At 64.0% G+C, this 16243-nt stretch carries 14 protein-coding genes and 1 pseudogene; 9 read left to right on the plus strand and 6 right to left on the minus strand.

The window, feature by feature from the left end:
- Positions 1-14: 14 nt before the first annotated feature.
- The 8 genes and pseudogenes from O1Y97_RS09810 (at position 15) to O1Y97_RS09845 (ending at position 9298) form a co-directional block, all read left to right on the plus strand.
- Positions 15-1691: an amidohydrolase gene (locus O1Y97_RS09810; RefSeq protein WP_318763869.1), complete on the plus strand. Its 1677-nt coding sequence runs from the start codon at positions 15-17 to the stop codon at positions 1689-1691.
- Positions 1692-1820: 129 nt separating this feature from the next.
- A complete protein-coding gene (locus tag O1Y97_RS09815) occupies positions 1821-2915 on the plus strand; it encodes an ABC transporter ATP-binding protein (RefSeq protein ID WP_183264283.1) in 1095 nt (364 codons plus the stop codon).
- Positions 2916-2918: 3 nt separating this feature from the next.
- Complete coding sequence (locus O1Y97_RS09820; protein WP_318763870.1) at positions 2919-3839, plus strand: ABC transporter permease; 921 nt, start codon at positions 2919-2921, stop codon at positions 3837-3839.
- A complete protein-coding gene (locus tag O1Y97_RS09825; RefSeq protein ID WP_318763871.1) occupies positions 3832-4632 on the plus strand; it encodes an ABC transporter permease in 801 nt (266 codons plus the stop codon). The genes O1Y97_RS09820 and O1Y97_RS09825 overlap by 8 nt, the downstream gene beginning before the upstream one ends.
- A gap of 17 nt (positions 4633-4649) precedes the next feature.
- On the plus strand, positions 4650-5684 hold the full coding sequence (locus tag O1Y97_RS09830) for an ABC transporter substrate-binding protein (RefSeq protein WP_108607164.1): 1035 nt from the start codon (positions 4650-4652) through the stop codon (positions 5682-5684).
- Between the two features lie 125 nt (positions 5685-5809).
- Complete coding sequence (locus O1Y97_RS09835; RefSeq protein ID WP_318763872.1) at positions 5810-6832, plus strand: extracellular solute-binding protein; 1023 nt, start codon at positions 5810-5812, stop codon at positions 6830-6832.
- A gap of 63 nt (positions 6833-6895) precedes the next feature.
- Positions 6896-8091 (plus strand): annotated as a pseudogene (locus O1Y97_RS09840) (serine hydrolase domain-containing protein).
- A 28-nt stretch (positions 8092-8119) separates the two neighbouring features.
- Positions 8120-9298: a serine hydrolase domain-containing protein gene (locus O1Y97_RS09845; RefSeq protein ID WP_318763873.1), complete on the plus strand. Its 1179-nt coding sequence runs from the start codon at positions 8120-8122 to the stop codon at positions 9296-9298.
- Positions 9299-9456: 158 nt separating this feature from the next.
- On the opposite strand, the gene O1Y97_RS09850 is transcribed toward O1Y97_RS09845, so the two are convergent.
- The 4 genes from O1Y97_RS09850 to O1Y97_RS09865 all read right to left on the minus strand — a co-directional run bounded on the left by O1Y97_RS09850 (position 9457) and on the right by O1Y97_RS09865 (position 13313).
- A complete protein-coding gene (locus O1Y97_RS09850; protein ID WP_318763874.1) occupies positions 9457-10476 on the minus strand; it encodes an aldose epimerase family protein in 1020 nt (339 codons plus the stop codon).
- 126 nt (positions 10477-10602) lie between these two features.
- The gene (locus O1Y97_RS09855; RefSeq protein WP_318763875.1) at positions 10603-11835 is read right to left on the minus strand and encodes an NAD(P)/FAD-dependent oxidoreductase; all 1233 of its coding nucleotides are present in this window, start codon (positions 11833-11835) and stop codon (positions 10603-10605) included.
- Between the two features lies 1 nt (position 11836).
- Positions 11837-12154, minus strand: coding sequence for a MocE family 2Fe-2S type ferredoxin (locus tag O1Y97_RS09860; RefSeq protein WP_108607169.1), 318 nt, complete (start codon positions 12152-12154; stop codon positions 11837-11839).
- A 70-nt stretch (positions 12155-12224) separates the two neighbouring features.
- Positions 12225-13313: a fatty acid desaturase family protein gene (locus O1Y97_RS09865; protein ID WP_318763876.1), complete on the minus strand. Its 1089-nt coding sequence runs from the start codon at positions 13311-13313 to the stop codon at positions 12225-12227.
- A gap of 161 nt (positions 13314-13474) precedes the next feature.
- Between O1Y97_RS09865 and O1Y97_RS09870 the strand changes: the two genes are divergently transcribed.
- Positions 13475-14506 (plus strand): LacI family DNA-binding transcriptional regulator, encoded by a 1032-nt coding sequence (locus O1Y97_RS09870; RefSeq protein WP_318763877.1) that lies wholly within the window; start codon positions 13475-13477, stop codon positions 14504-14506.
- Between the two features lie 3 nt (positions 14507-14509).
- Here O1Y97_RS09870 and O1Y97_RS09875 read toward each other — a convergent pair whose 3' ends face one another.
- Both O1Y97_RS09875 and O1Y97_RS09880 read right to left on the minus strand, forming a co-directional pair.
- Positions 14510-15517 carry a glycosyltransferase family 2 protein gene (locus O1Y97_RS09875; RefSeq protein WP_318763878.1) on the minus strand — a complete coding sequence of 336 codons (1008 nt, stop codon included), beginning with the start codon at positions 15515-15517 and terminating at the stop codon, positions 14510-14512.
- Positions 15511-16077 carry a polysaccharide biosynthesis C-terminal domain-containing protein gene (locus tag O1Y97_RS09880; protein WP_318763879.1) on the minus strand — a complete coding sequence of 189 codons (567 nt, stop codon included), beginning with the start codon at positions 16075-16077 and terminating at the stop codon, positions 15511-15513. The genes O1Y97_RS09875 and O1Y97_RS09880 overlap by 7 nt, the downstream gene beginning before the upstream one ends.
- Between the last annotated feature and the right edge of the window lie 166 nt (positions 16078-16243).

Consider the following 16243-nt stretch of genomic DNA (forward strand, 5'->3'; position numbering starts at 1 on the left):
TGCGCGGAGTCGCGATGTCTGTCCAAACGGTTCGCAATGCCGACCTGATCGTCATCAACGGCCGCGTGCTGACCATGGACCCGGCCCAGCCCGCTGCGGAAGCGGTGGCCATCAAGGATGGCCTGATCGCCGCTGTCGGCGACAAGACGACAATCGAAGCACTGCGCGGGCCCGACACAAAGGTCATCGACGCGCGCGGCGGGTCGGTGGTGCCGGGCTTCATAGAAGCGCACATGCACCTGTTTTCGGGTGCTGCCGAACTCGCCCATCTGCAGCTTTCCGGCGTGCATGGCTTCGAGGCGCTTCGCGTTGCGGTGCAGGCCTACGCCAGGTCGCGGCCCGATGCGCGGATGCTGGTGGGGCAAGGCGCCGACTACACCATCCTCGGCAGCGAGCGCGTGACGCGGCATCACCTCGACGCCATCCTGCCCGACCGGGCGTTCCTGATGGCGGCGCCCGACCATCATACCTATTGGGCCAACACACGTGCGCTCGAGATGGCCGACGTGCTGCACGGGCGCGAACTGACGCCCGGCAACGAGATCGTCATGGGCGCCGACGGCCTGGCCGAGGGCGAGCTGCGCGAAAACGAGGCGTTCAACCCGGTGCTGAAGCTCGCCGGCGAGGGGCGCGTTCGGCTCGGCCTGTCGACCGGCGGCGAGCCCGACCCGATGCCCAATGCCGAAGAACGCGCCGGCGACCGCGCCATCATGCGCCGCGGCCTCGACTGGTGCGCCCGGCACGGCATCACCTCGATCCAGAACATGGATGGCAACTACTACCAACTGGAGCTTCTGTCGGAGGTAGAGGCCGAGGGCGACCTGATCTGCCGGGTCAAGGTGCCGTTCCACTACAAGAACTTCATGACCCTCGACATGCTGGACAAGGCGACCGACATGGCCAACCGCTATGACAGCGAGTGGCTGTCGTCCGGCATGGTCAAGCTGTTCTACGACGGCGTGCTCGATTCCTGGACAGCCGTGATGATCGAGCCATATGCCGACCGGCCGGACTGGGTCGGCGAGCCGCTGTTTTCGCCGGAAGAGTTCAAGCGCATCGCCGTCGAGATCGACAGGCGCGGCCTTCAGATCGCAGTGCATTCGATCGGCGACGGGGCGACGCGTGCCGTGCTCGACGGCTACGAGGCGGCGCAAAAGGCCAACGGCAAGCGCGACAGCCGCCACCGGGTGGAGCATGTCGAACTGACGACGGCGGCCGACATCCAGCGCTTCGTCGACCTCGGCGCGATCGCCTCGATGCAGCCGCCGCACCCGCCCGGCGCGATGACCTTTCCGCTGGAGCCTACGATCTCGCGCGTCGGGCGCGCACGCTGGCCCTATGCCTATCCGACACGGACGCTGATCGAGGCAGGAGCACATGTGGTGTTCGCTTCCGATTGGCCGGTGGCACCGATCGACCCGATCGCCGGCATGCAGGCGGCGATGCTGCGCAAGCCTTGGGCAGAAGACATGCCAGACCAGAGCGTTTCGCTGCACCAGGCATTGGCCGGCTACACCGTCGAGGGTGCCTATGCCGAGTTCATGGAAGACAGGAAGGGCCGGTTGAAGCCGGGTTTCTTCGGCGATCTGGTCGTGCTGTCCGCCGATATCGAGGCGATCGATGCTGCCGTGCTGCATGAGGTGCGGCCGGTGACGACGGTCTGTGGCGGCAGGGTGACCTACCAGGCCTGATGGGGCCGGCGATGGCGTGGCGTGTGTGGACTGCGAGCCGTTGTTGCCAAGCCTAGCGGCGTGTGGTGACAATCGAACGGGGAAAAAAGTTCCACTGTGAAGGTGGACGGAAACAATGGGGCGATTTGCGTGCCGGCTACACCGGGTAAGAATGCGATTGAAGTTCGCGGGGTTCGCAAGGTCTTTGGAACGGGAGAGGCGCAGGTCGCGGCGCTGGACACCGTCTCGGTGTCGATCAGGGAAAACGAGTTCTTCACGCTGCTCGGGCCATCCGGCTGCGGCAAGACCACGCTTCTGAGGTTGATCGCCGGCTTCGACTTTCCGTCGGATGGCGAGATCATGCTTTACGGCGAGGACATCGCGCCGCTGCCGCCGTTCAAGCGGCCGGTCAACACGGTGTTCCAGTCCTACGCGCTGTTCCCGCACATGACGGTGGCGCAGAATATCGGCTTCGGCCTGGAGATGCTGGGCAAGCCGCGCGCCGAGATCGACGCGCGTGTCGCCGAGATGCTGAAGCTGGTGCGCATGGAAAAGCTCGCCAAGCGCCGCACCAGCCAGATCTCGGGCGGCCAGCAGCAGCGCGTGGCGCTCGCCCGTGCGCTGGCGCCGCAGCCCAAGGTGCTGCTGCTCGACGAGCCGCTGTCGGCGCTCGACTACAAGCTGCGCAAGGAAATGCAGATCGAACTCAAGCGCCTGCAGCACGAGACCGGCATCACCTTCATCTTCGTCACGCATGACCAGGAGGAGGCGCTGACGATGTCGGACCGCATCGCGGTAATGTCGTCGGGCAAGATCCTGCAGGTCGGCAGCCCGCGCGACATCTACGACCGGCCGGCCGAACGCTTCGTTGCCGACTTCATCGGCGAGACCAACTTCCTCGATGCGCGGATCGACAGCATCGAGGAGGGGAGAGCCAAGGTGACGCTGAAGTCGGGCGCGACGATCTCGGCGACGCTGCCCGACGGCTTCAAGCCGGACGGCGAAGCCACGGTGGTGATCCGGCCCGAACATGCCAAGGCCGTCAAAGACGGTGGCGACATTTCGGGCGTGGTCGAAAACGTCGTCTACTTCGGCACCGATACGCATGTTCACATCAGGCTGGACGACGGCGAGACGTTCACGGTCCGCCAGCAGAACGCGCGGGGGGCTGGAACGAGCTTCGAGCGCGGCCAGCGCGTCGGCATCGTCATCGGCGACGATGCGGCCCAGATCCTGAAGGACTGAGCCATGGCGACCGCAGCCGAAATCGAAAAGCAGGCAGAGGCGCGGGAGGTCAGGAATCGCTGGTTTCTGTCGGCGCCGGCGCTGATCATCATCCTGCTGGCCGCATCCGGCCCGCTGCTGATCGTGCTCCTCTATTCGTTCCTGACGCCCGGACCCTACGGCGACGTGGTCTGGAAGTTCTCGACCGAAGGCTGGGTGGCGGTCTTTCTCGAACGCGATATCTTCGACGACACGCTGTCGTTTGCCGGTGCCCACCTCACCATCTTCTGGCGGTCGTTGAAGCTTGCCATCATGGCGACGGTGGCGACGCTGATCTTCGGCTTTCCGACGGCGTATTTCATCGCCACGCGGCCGGAGCGGACGCGTGACATCTGGCTGTTCCTGATCACCATCCCGTTCTGGACGAACCTTCTGATCCGCACCTTTGCCGTGCTGCAGGTGATCCGTAACGAAGGCATCATCAACACGGCGCTGATCAATCTCGGCATCATCGATCAGCCGATCCAGATGCTCTACACCGACTTCGCCATCATGGTCGGCATGGTCTACGTCTACCTGCCGCTGATGGTGCTGCCGCTCTATGCCAGCATGGAAAAGCTCGATTTCCGACTGGTCGAGGCCGGATACGACCTCTATGCCACGCGCTGGCAGGTGCTCAAGCGGATCATCTTCCCGATGGTCAGGCCCGGCGTCATCGCAGGCTCGATCCTGGTCTTCATCCCGGCCATCGGCGCCTATGTCACGCCCAGCGTTCTCGGCGGCGGCAAGAACATGATGTTCGCCAACCTAATCGAGCTGCAGTTCGGGCAGGGCCGCAACTGGCCACTGGGCGCTGCGCTGTCGATCACCGTCATGGCGATCGTGATGGTGGCGCTGCTGGTCTATGTCCGCAACACGTCCGGATCGGAGGCGCGCCATGGCTAAGCGTTTTTCGATCCGCCAGCAGACCGGCTTCACCGCAATCGCTGCGGCCTGCTTCGTGCTGCTCTACGTGCCGATCGTGGTGCTGGTGGCGTATGCCTTCAACGAGTCGACCTCCGTGTCGGAATGGGGCGGCTTCTCGCTGCGCTGGTTCGCCGCCGCCTGGAACAACGACCAGGTCATCGACGCCTCGCTGCGTTCGCTGAAGATTGCTTCTTCTGCGGCGGTGATCGCGACGATTGCGGCAACCATGGCGGCGCTGGCGACGACGCGGACGCGAGCCTATCGCGGGCTGACGTTCAAATACGCCTTCATCAACCAGCCGCTGATGGTGCCCGAGATCGTCACCGGCGTCGCACTGCTGATCTTCTTTGCGCAGATCAAGATCGCCACGGGTTATTCGGGCCTCGGCTACCTGATCGCCGCGCATACGGCGTTCTGCATCCCCTTCGCCTATCTGCCGATCCGGGCGCGGCTCGAGAACATGGACCTGACGCTCGAACGCGCGGCCGCCGATCTCTACGCCACGCCGTGGAAGGCGTTCCGCCGCGTGACGCTGCCGCTGCTTTGGCCGGGCATCATCGCCGGCCTGATGCTCGCCTTCGTCATCTCTCTCGACGACGTGGTCATCACCGAATTCGTCAAGTCGGGCGGTCAGGATACCCTGCCGACCTACATGCTGGGGCAAATCCGCCGCGGCATCACGCCGGAGGTCAATGCGATTTCGACCGTCTTCCTGCTCTTGTCGGTCGTCATCGTCACGCTGTTCTTCTTCTTGAGCAGGAAACGGGATTAATCAACGGGAGTGAAATGATGAACCTGAAATCCATGTCGACGGCGGTCGGCCTGGCGCTGCTGGCCTCCACCAGCCTTGCCTCGGCAGAAGGCGCGCTAAACATCTACAACTGGGGCAACTACATCAGCCCCGACATGATCAAGAAGTTCGAGGAGAAGCATAGCGTCAAGGTCACGGTGACCGACTACGACTCAAACGACACGGCACTCGCCAAGGTGCGCCAGGGTGGCCACGGCTTCGACGTCGCCATGCCGTCGCAGACCTACATCCCGATCTGGATCCAGGAAGGCCTGCTGCTCGAGACCCGTCCCGACCAGATGGAGAATTTCAAGAACGTCATGCCCGAGTGGAAGGATCCTGCCTTTGATCCGGGCCGCCACTACAGCGTGCCGTGGGCGCTGGGCACCGTTGGCGTTGGCGTCAATACCGAGTTCTACAAGGGCGACATCAACACCTGGAAAATCGTCTTCGATACGCCGGACGAGCTGAAGGGCAAGGTCAACGTCGTCCCCGAGATGAACGACGTGATGCATGCCGCGATCAAGTATGTCGGTGGCGAGCAGTGCACTGGCGACAAGGAAGTGCTGAAGAAGGTGCGCGACGTGCTCGTGGCCGCCAAGCCGAACTGGATCGCCATGGAGTACAACACCATCGACAAGATGGGCGCCGGCGACTTCAAGGCGACCAGCGACTGGAACGGTTCAGTTCTGCGTCAGCGTCTGGCCAATCCGGCCATCCACTATGGCTACCCGGTCGAGGGCTTCCAGTTCTGGAGCGACAACGTCGTCGTGCTGAAGGACGCCGCGAACGTCGAGAATGCCAAGCTGTTCCAGAACTTCATGATGGATCCGGAAAACGCGGCGATGAACTCGGCCTTTCACCGTTACGCCAACGGCATCGCCGGCTCGGAGAAGTTCATGCCGGCCGACATGACCTCGGCGCCGGAAGTCGTGGTGCCTGAGGAATTCAAGAAGAACGGTGAAATCCTGCAGACCTGCGCGCCGGAAGTGACGGCGCTCTACACCAAGATCTGGACCGAACTGCAGAAGTAAATTCTGCCCGGATTCGCCAAGGAACCATCGCAACCGGACCCCGTCCGGCTGCGATGGACTTTTAGCCTGCCGCTGGCAGGGTCATCACAGCTCAGATAAAAAGGAGTCCCGCTGTGAAACCATTAATGTCCACCACTGTCGCGGCGATTGCGCTGCTTGCGGCGACCGGTCTTGGCCGGGCCGAAGGGCAGCTCAACATCTACAACTGGGGCAATTACACCAACCCCGAGGTCATCAAGAAATTCGAGGACAAGTACAAGGTCAAGGTGACGGTCACCGACTACGACTCGAACGAGACCGCGCTCGCCAAGGCACGCCAGGGCGGCAGCGGCTTCGACATCGTGGTTCCCTCGCAGACGCACCTGCCGATCTGGATCAACGAAGGCCTGCTGCTCGAAACCAATCCCGGCGGCATGGAGAACTTCAAGAACGTCGCGCCCGAATGGGCCAACCCCGAGTTCGACCTGGGCCGCAAATATTCGGTGCCGTGGGCCTGGGGCACCGTCGGCGTGGTGGTCGACACCGAGGCCTATAAGGGCGACATCAACAGCTGGAAGATCATTTTCGAGACGCCGGACGAGCTGAAGGGCAAGGTCAACGTCGTTCCCGAAATGAAGGACGTGGTCACGGCGGCCGTCCGCTATGTTGGCGGCGAACAGTGCACGACCGACAAGGAAGTGCTGACGAAGGCGCGCGACCTGCTGGTTGCCGCCAAGCCCAACTGGGTGGCCATGGAATATGGCGCCGTCGACAAGATGAAGGCCGGCGACTTCAAGGCCTCCAGTACCTGGAACGGCGCAGGACTGCGTATCCGCCTGGAGCGTCCTGAAGTGCATTTCGGCTATCCGAAGGAAGGCTTCACCTATTGGAGCGACAACGTCGTCGTCCTCAAGGACGCCGCGAATGTCGAGAACGCGAAGCTGTTCCAGAACTTCATCATGGATCCCGAGGTCGCGGCCGGGCTTTCGGCGTTTCATCGCTATGCCAACGGCATTGCCGGATCGGAGAAATTCATGCCTGATGACATGAAGGATGCACCGGAGATCGTCATTCCGGAGGCCAGCAAGGCTCATGGCACGATGGCACTGATGTGCTCGCCGGAAGCCGATGCGCTCTACACCCGGATCTGGACCGATCTGCAGAAGTAAGTGACTTTTGCGATGGGGTTCGGCGTCCGCGCCGGACCCCAGAAACAGCGCGAGGGTGATGCCATGAGCTCCTACCGCAACAGCGAAACCGTGCCGCCGATCATGCAGGGCTCGCCGCCCAGGATGCCGGTGCCGAAAGCGGCGTGGGACATGCCGCCGTGGAACCGCTGGGCCTTCCAGCATGTACGCGAGATCGTGCCGACGGTGGAGGTGTGGCGCGGCGAGGGGCCGGTGCGTGCATTGCAACGCGCCGAAACCGACCTGGACGGGCTGGCGGTCGTTGACAGCGAGGGCAAGCCGACGACGCTTTCGGGCCTGCTCGACGAGACCTACACTGACGGCTTTCTGGTGCTCAAGGACGGCAACATCGCCTATGAACGCTATTTCAACGGCATGACGCCGCGCACGCCGCATCTGTCGCAATCGGTGGCCAAGTCTGTGACCGGCACCGTGTTCGGCATCCTTGCCGGCAGGGGTGTCGTCGATCCGAACAAGCTGGTGACCGACTATCTGCCTGAACTGGCAACGACCGGCTGGAAAGGTGCGACCCTCCAGCAGGTGCTCGACATGACCACGGGCGTGCGCTTCAGCGAAGCCTATACCGACCCCTATTCGGACATCGGCCAGGTCGATGTCGCCGGCGGCTGGAAGCCGGTTCCCGCTGATACGGACCCCAGCTTCCACTGGCCGCAGCATATGTTCGAGCTGATCCTGCGCCTGACCGAAACCACGCGGCCGCATGGCGCTGCCTTCGAATACCGCTCGATTGAAACAGACGTGCTCGCCTTCATCATGGAGCGGGCGACCGGCAAACGGCTGCCGCAGCTGGTTTCGGAAGAGCTGTGGCAGAAGATCGGCGCCGAGGAGAGCGCCCATTTCACCGTCGACAGCGCCGGCTATGCGATAGCCGATGGCGGCTTCAACGCGACGCTGCGCGACTATGCCCGCTTCGGCCAGGCGATCCTGGAAGATGGCGCCGGTATCGTGCCAGCCGACTGGATTGCCGAGACGCGGAACGGCATGCACGGCCCGAACTTCAGCACTTCGATGCCGGAGGCCAGCTACCGCAACCAGTTCTGGATCGAGGATCCGCGCTCGCGCGCCCTGATGTGCCGGGCGTGTTCGGGCAGCTGATCCATATCGACTGGGCGACCCGAATGGTGACGGTGAAGCTGTCGACCTGGCCTGACTTCACCTCCGTGCCCTATTCAGTGGCGACCTTGAAGGCTGTGCATGCAATCGCCGCCGCACTGGCCTGACGGGAATATTCAGCAGCAAGGAAAGATCATGACGTCATCCACCGCGTTCGAGCGCATGTTCGGCTTCGCCCGCAAGGACGTGAGCCTGGGCAACTGGCGCGAGCAGCCATACAATAGCTGGTCGTTCCAGAACGCTGGCGAGATGGTGCCGAGTGCGCGCATCGCCGCGCGCGAAGGCCTCGTCGAGGATGCGCCGGTCGATCTGGGTGGGCTTCTCGATGATAGCGTTGCGATCAACGGCAATGACGAAACCGTCGCCGGCTTCCTCTTGCGCTCGTCGACCGATGCGCTGGCGGTGATGAAGAAGGGCCGTTTCGTCGGCGATTGGTTCGCACCGACGATGAAACCCGATGCGCGGCACATCATCTTCTCCATCTCCAAATCGCTGACTGCGATCCTGGCCGGTGCGCTGGAAGGTGAGGGCAGGCTCGACCCGAACGCGCCGGTGACCGACTACGTGCCGGAAGCGGCAGGCTCGGTCTATGCCAATGCCACCGTGCGCCATGTGCTCGACATGACGGTCAGCCTCGATTTCGAAGAGGCCTATCTCGATCCCGAGAGCCTGTTCGCGCGCTATCGCCGCGCCACGATGTGGAACCCCGGCGGCGGGGCGGAATCGCTGCGTGAGTTTCTAATCGCCCTGCAGCCGCTTGACGAACCGCATGGCCAGACCTTCCGCTACCGTTCGCCCAATTCCGACCTGCTCGGCATCATCGTCGAGCGCGCCTCCGGCCAGCGCTATGCCGAGCTGATGTCCGACAGGCTGTGGAAGCCATTGGGCGCCAGGCGTGACGGCTTCGTCACCGTCGACAAGGAGGGTTCGGCGCGCGCCGCGGGCGGGGTTTCGGTTGCAGTGCGCGACCTTGCCCGCGTCGGCGAGATGATGCGGCATGGCGGTGTGGCGGAGGGCGGACGGATCGTGCCGCAGGCCTGGGTCGACGATACGATCCATGGCGGCGACGCTGCCGCCTGGCAGCGCGGCACCATGACCAACCTGTTCGCCCACGGGCGCTATCGCAACAAGTGGTACCAGAGCGCCAACGCCAGCGGCGCCTATTGCGGCATCGGCATCCATGGCCAGTGGCTCTATGTCGACCCCAAGGCCGAGGTGGTGATTTCCAAGATGTCGTCGCAGGCGCTGCCGGTGGACGATCCGCTCGACCTCGACAATGTCGCGTTCTTCGAGGCGATCTGCGCAAGGGTTTGAGGGGTCGACCGGCTTCGAGCAGGCCCCTCATCCGGCCGCTCCGCGGCCACCTTCTCCCCGTTGGGGAGAAAAGGAAGGGCGGCGACGCCTCAGATCTCCTCTCCCACCGGGGAGAGGTCACCCGAACGTAGCGGAGGGTGGGTGAGGGGGCGCCCTTCTCACTCCACCGTCGAAAACCTGTATTCCGTTACCTGCGAATAGATCTCGCCCGGCCTGAGCACCGTGCTCGGGAAGTGCGGATGGTTGGCCGCATCGGGGAAGCGTTGCGGCTCGAGGCATAGCGCGCCGAAGCGGACGGGGTCGATGCCGCCGCGCAAAGGCGGGGCGACCGGCAGGAAAGCGCCATCGTAGAATTGCAGGCCGGGCTCCGTGGTCCAGAGATCGAGACGGATGCCTGAGCGGGACCCTTCCAGCCGGGCGGCGTGCCAGGGCTCGGGTGCCGGCTGCATGGCGAGCACGAAATTGTGGTCGTACGCCTGGTGAGCGTCGTCCTGGCCGTTGCGGATGGCGCGCAACCCACGGAAGTCGAAGACGGTATCGTCCACCGCCAGCACCTCGCCGGTCGGGATGCTCGCGGCATCGACCGGCGTATAGGCCTCGGCGGCAATCTTGAGGCGGTGGTCGAGGATCGAGCCTGAGCCGTCGAGGTTGAAATAGGCGTGGGCTGCGAGGTTCATCAGGGTCGGCGCGTTGGTTCGGCCGCCGAGTGCGATGCGCAACCGGCCCTTGTCGAGCAAATAGCGGCAGGTGACGATGACCTTGCCGGGGTAGCCCTGGTCGCCGTCGGGCGAGGTCAGGCCGAGCAGGACGGAGTTTTCGCTGGCGTCGACGACCGTCCAGTTGCGGCGGTAGAAGCCTTCGCCACCGCCGTGCAGGTGGGTGCGTCCGGCCTCGTTGACGTCGACCTGATGCTGGACACCGTCGAGGCTGAAACGGCCTCCGGCGATGCGGTTGGCGCAGCGTCCGGCGATGGCACCGAAATAGGCGCCATGGACCAGGTAGCCATCGAGGCTGTCGAAGCCGAGCACCACCGAGCGCGGGCCGGCCGGCGTGGCGATCATGAGATCGGCGAGCGTGGCGCCGAAGGTGAGAACCCTGGCCTCGATGCCGTCGGCAGCAATGCTGACCGCTTCCACCATCGAGCCGTCGGGCATCCGACCGAATTCGCTGACCGGCATTGCTTGACACCTCCGCAGTCGGCGCGCACGAGCCCTCGGGGCAGGAGAGCCGCCCGGGGCAGGGACCTGCCTCGGTCCAGAGTCCAGGAAACAGGACCGATTCTCAAGCGGCTTGCCCTGAAAAAGTCAGGCAGCGAGCAGGCTCTTGAGCTTGACGGCGGTCGACGCCAGAGCAGTGAGGTCGGGGCGGGCCGATCTGGCGATCAGCATTTCGGCCAATCTGATGTCGCGGGCAACCGCGTTGTCCGGGCCGATGCCACTGGCAGCAACGAGACGACCGTCATCCTTGAGGTGGAACAGGATGAAGGCGCCGTCGCCGAGATCGCGGCGGACAGTGCGTTCGCCTTCGTCGGGCAGGCCGGCGATCTGCAGGGTGAGGCCGTACTGGTCGGACCAGAACCAGGGGGCCGAGGCGTGGGCTTCCTCGGCGCCGAGCATGTTGCGGGCGGCAAGCGCGCCATGTTCCTGGGCGCTGCGCCAGGCCTCCAGCCGGACGCGGCGGTTGCCATAGATGGCGAGCGGGAAGGAGCAGCAGTCGCCGGCGGCAAAGATGTGCGGGTCGCTGGTGCGCAGCCGGGCGTCGACGGAGATGCCGTTGTTGAGCGCAAGGCCGGCGGTTTCGGCAAGGGCGGTCACGGGGACGGCGCCGATGCCGATGATGGCGAGGTCGGCCACGACAGTCCGGCCGCTCGACAGCGCGATGCGAACCGAGTTGCCGTCGTCTTCGATGGCTGCGATGGCGTCGCCGCAGACGATCTCGACGCCTTCGGTGACGTGCGTCTCATGCACGATGGCGGCGATCTCTTCGGGCACGCCGCGCATGAGGATGCGGGGCTGCGCCTCGACGACCGTCACTTCGGCGCCGAGTTTGCGGGCCGAGGCTGCGAGTTCGAGGCCGATGAAGCCACCGCCGACGATGGCGATGCGGACGCCTTCGCGCAAATGCTGCCGGATCAGCAGCGCATCGTCGAAGGTGCGGAGATAGACGCAGCGCGCGCCGAGGCCCGACATAGGTAACTTTCGCGGGATGGAACCGGTGGCCACCAGCAGCTTGTCGTAGGCCAGGTCGGAGCCATCGCCGAGGCGCACCGAGCGGTTGGCGCGGTCGATGGAGATGACGGTCGTCGAGCCCTTGAGGTCGATACGGTGTTCGGCCAGGCGGGCGGCATCGGCGATGGCCTTGATTGTTGGCGCTTCGCCACTTGTCATCGCCTCCTTGGAGAGCGGCGGCCGCTCATAGGGAAGGTGAGGCTCCGAGCCGACCAGCGTGATGCCGCCGCCGTAGCCTTCCTCGCGCAGGGCGAAGGCCGCGCGCGTGCCGCATTCGCCAGCGCCGATAATGACCATTCCCGCCGTCATGTCAGTTGCCCAGTTGGATGAAGACTTTGCCGGCGTCGACCTTGACCGGATAGGTCTGGAGGTTGACGCAGACGGGCGCGCCGCGGGCCGCCCCGGTCTTGTAGTTGAAGCGGCCGTTATGCTTGGGGCACTCGATGATGTCGCCCATGACCAGCCCCTGCGAGAGGTGGATCTGCTCGTGGGTGCACAGGCCGTCGGTGGCGAAGAATTCGTCCTCCGGGCTGCGGTAGATGGCGAAGCTTTTGCCCGCATGGTCGAAGCGGATCACGTCTTCCTCGTCGATGTCGTTGGCCGCGCAGGCCTCGATCCAGTCGCTCATGTCTCTCTCCCTGGGATTTTGGAATACGGGGCGGCTGGGGGCCGCCGCCCCGGGGTGGCGCCTTGGGAGGCTATTCGGCGGCGAGGGCTGCCTCGCTGTGGAATTCTTCGCGGTAGGGCCGCGCCGTGGGGGGCAACTCGCGCTTGATGAAATAGTCCTCGTTGCGGAGCTGGCGGATGAAGGCCGGCAGCATTTCCCGATAGCCCGCCCACATGGAAGCGTTCGGCGCCGGCAGGTCGTGTTTGATTATCTCGTGCAGCTTCGGCAGCGCGTGATAGGGCACCATCGGGAACATGTGGTGTTCGACGTGATAGTTCATGTTCCAGTAGATGAAGCGGCTGATTGGGTTCATCAGTACAGTGCGGCTGTTGAGGCGGTGGTCGACGACGTTGTCGGCGAGTCCGCCATGCTGCAGCAGGCCGGTGAGCACATGGTGCCAGGCGCCGTAGAGGCGGGGCAGGCCGACCAGCATCAGCGGCAGCCACGAACCGAGATAGACGGCGAGCGCGATGGTTGCCAGGTAGATGGCGAGCCAGATGCGGGCGATGCGGATGGCCCTGGGCTGTTCGCTCTCGGGAATGAAGGTCTTCTCTTCCTTGCCGATCAGGCCGGCGGCGTTGCGGACCATGTCGACGATCGCGTGCCAGGCATCGATCAGGCCGAAGAAGTTGAGCACGACGCGTAAGAGATCCGGCGGGCGCATGACTGATATCTCGGGATCGCGGCCGACGATGACGGTGTCGGTATGGTGGCGGGTGTGGCTCCAGCGCCAGGTCACCGGATTGCGCATGATCATGAAGCAGGCGATCTGGTAGACCACATCGTTCATCCACGGCGTCTTGAAGGCGGTGCCGTGGCCGCATTCATGCCAGCGGGCATCGGTGGCCGAGCCATAGAGCACGCCGTAGCAGAGGAAGAAGGGCGCGCACCACCAGCTGCCCCAAAGCGCGGCACCTGTGGCGCCGAAGGCAACGAGCAGGCCGAGCCAGATCGCGGTGTCGCGGATGGCCGGACCGTCGGAGCGCTGCATCAGCTCCTTCATCTGCTTGCGCGGAATGTCGGTGTGGTACCACTCGGCGGCGGCGAGGCCGCTCTCGACGGCGCGGCGCGCTCTCTCTCCCACAAGACTGTAGTCGCGCGTCGAAGGCGTGACGGTCATGGCTCTCTCCCTGGAAGTCGGGAACGGTTCCACGGTAGGCGTCGGAGATCGTTCACTGGAAGAATGGTACCCCATGATGCGATTTTTTCAATCACGGCATGATAGTTTCTATCATTTTCTATCATGATGAGTTACCGTGAGCGCAAATCCTAGGAGCGGATATGAGCAAGCGGCCCACCATCACCGATCTCGCCCGCGCATCGGGCGTCAGCGTCGCCACCGTCGACCGGGTGCTGAACGGGCGACTGCCGGTGCGCGAGGAGACGCAGCGCCGCGTCTATGAGGCTGCGACCGGCATCGGCTATCACGCTGCCGGGCTGATCGCGCAGCGCATGCGCAAGGAACTGCCGGAATACCGACTCGGCTTCGTGCTGCTGCGCCCCAGGGACGTGTTCTACCGCGCCTTCGCCAGCGAGTTGGAAAAGGCGATCACACAGGCGCCCGGTTTCCGCGGCACCGCGGTCATCGACTTCGCTGAATCGCTCGCGCCGGAAGAGATCGTCGACAAACTGCGCCGGCTGGCGGCAAGCTGCGATGCGGTGGCGCTGGTCAGCCCCGACCATCCGACGGTCACGGCTGCCGTGGCGGAGGTGAAGGCGCGGGGAGTTCCCGTCTTTTCACTGCTGTCCGACTTCGCCACGGGCATTCGCGAGGGTTATGTCGGCATCGACAATCTCAAGGTCGGGCGGACGGCTGCCTGGATGATTTCCAGATGCGCGCGCAAGCCGGGCAAGGTGGCGCTGCTCGTCGGCAGCCACCGCTTCCATGGCCACGAACTGCGCGAGATCGGCTTCCGCGCCTTCTTCCGCGAGCACGCGCCCGCGTTCACGGTGCTGGAGACCATCGTCAACCACGAGTCCTACGAGATCACGCATGAGGCTGTCGCCGGGCTGCTCGGTCAGCATGGCGATCTCGTCGGGTGCTATGTGGCCGGCGGCGGCATCGAAGGAGCGATCTCGGCGTTGCGGCAGGTGAGGCCCGATCCACTGCCGGTGCTGATCTGCAACGAGATCACCGTCGACACGCGCGCAGCACTCGCCGACAATCTTGCCGTCATGGCGATCGCGACGCCGCTTGCGCCGCTGTGCCGCGAGCTCGTCGGACTGATGGCGCATTCGATCGAGGAGGGGGCAGCGAACGCTCCCGGGCAGACCTTCCTGCCGTTCGACATCTATTTGCCCGAGAATGTCTGAGGATCAGCCCCTGAAGAGGCGGATGATGTTGCGTGGAATCCGCCGGATCTCTGCGGCAATCCGCTGGACCGGTGTCCTGACAGACCGCACCGCCGGTGGGGCATCCTTCGCCGCCAACTGGCCCGCCTGGGCCTGAAGTCGCCGGTTTGTCGTGGCCCGGTTGTGCTGGATCTCATCCCACGCAAGGCGGGCAGCAAGATCGGCGGATGCCTGCCGAATGTGGCTGCACCATCCGGGCGTGCCGCGCATCAGATCGGCAAATGTTTCCTGTTCGGTCCGGCCCGGACCAATCGGCACGCGCAGAGCACTCGGCCACCATGCCGCGGAATCGGCAATCGCAATGAACTCCGCCAACTGAGGCATGGCCGAATGCCTGGATGCCTTCCTGCGGGCGCTGAAATGCAGGACGGTCGGCGTCCGACAATAGACAATGCGTGATTGGGGATTGGCATCCAGGATGCGGTTCCACAGGCGCCAGTCTGCGGCGGAAGGCACATCCTCCGGCCATGCATCGCGATTTGGGAGGGCGTCGGCTCTGTAAAGGAAGCAACTCGCCGCAATGGTGTTGCCCCGGCGAAAGGCATCCATCTCGTCCTGAAACTCCAGATTGGTCAGGAAGGGCGCGACGATGCCATCAGTGGAGACCCAGAGCGCCTGGCTATAGGTGATGGCTGCACCGCTCTCCAGGCCGCGAAGCAGGGTTTCGAGATGGTCGGGGAACAGAAGGTCGTCGTCGGCCGCGAAGCCGATCAACTCGCCGCGCGATTCCCTCAGGGCGACGTTTCGATTGGCGTAGCCGAAATGCGGAGCCTTGGGCAGGTCGAAGTAGCGGATGCGCGGGTCGTCGAACCGCTTGACCGCCTGCGCCGTGCCGGGGATTGCACCGTCGCCGACAACCAAAAGTTCGAAATCCCCGAACGTCTGGTTGAGGACGGATTCCACGGCCAGCCCGACAACGTCCGGCCGGCAGTGCGTGGGCATCAAGATCGAGATGCGTGGACGACTCACCACCCAGTGGTGTCCCCGAAGCTGTAGGGAATAAGGTCCGTGTCGAGCGGAAGGCGATATTTGTCGGGGCTTGAATGATCGTACTGGATGGTCGGGAAATTGACCACGACCACGTCTGACGTGCCGATGTTGCGGTCCGCATGCCAGACGAACTTGGGCACATTGATCAAGCGCGGGCGACTGCCCGAGAGGTAGACCTTGCAAACCTTGCCGCAAGTGCTGGATTCGGGTCGTGGATCGTAAAGGACAAGCTCCAGTTCGCCGCTGATCACGAAGTAGCGGTCCTCATGCAGCTTGTGCAGGCCCCAGCCCTTCGCCATGCCTGGCCGGATCGTGAAGATATAGGAGAACACCAACGGGTCGGGATGCCATCCCCAACGCGGGTCAAACAACTCGGTGACGCTGCCGCGGTCATCGTCGTGGCGGATGCTGTCGTAGAACGACATGCCGTCAAGCAGAGGTGCCGTGCTGCGGCGCTGTTCATCGACGGTGCGTTGATCCTGCATGGCCGCGGCAAGAGTTGCCTCAAGGATGTTGTGGCGATTTTCGGGGCCAGCGCTCATGATCAAGCTCCTCCAGAGTGCGACACGGTTTGCCACGTGTGGCTCTGAAACACTACGGCCGTTGCAAGGATTTGTGGTTCTCTGGGAGCGCGCGCCTGTGCCCTTTGCCGCCGATGATGTTGAATCTATCAGAAATGATAGCTTGGAAGGTTGATGCGGCTTTGAC

Source organism: Aminobacter niigataensis (genome assembly GCF_946995915.1).
Lineage (GTDB): Bacteria > Pseudomonadota > Alphaproteobacteria > Rhizobiales > Rhizobiaceae > Aminobacter > Aminobacter niigataensis.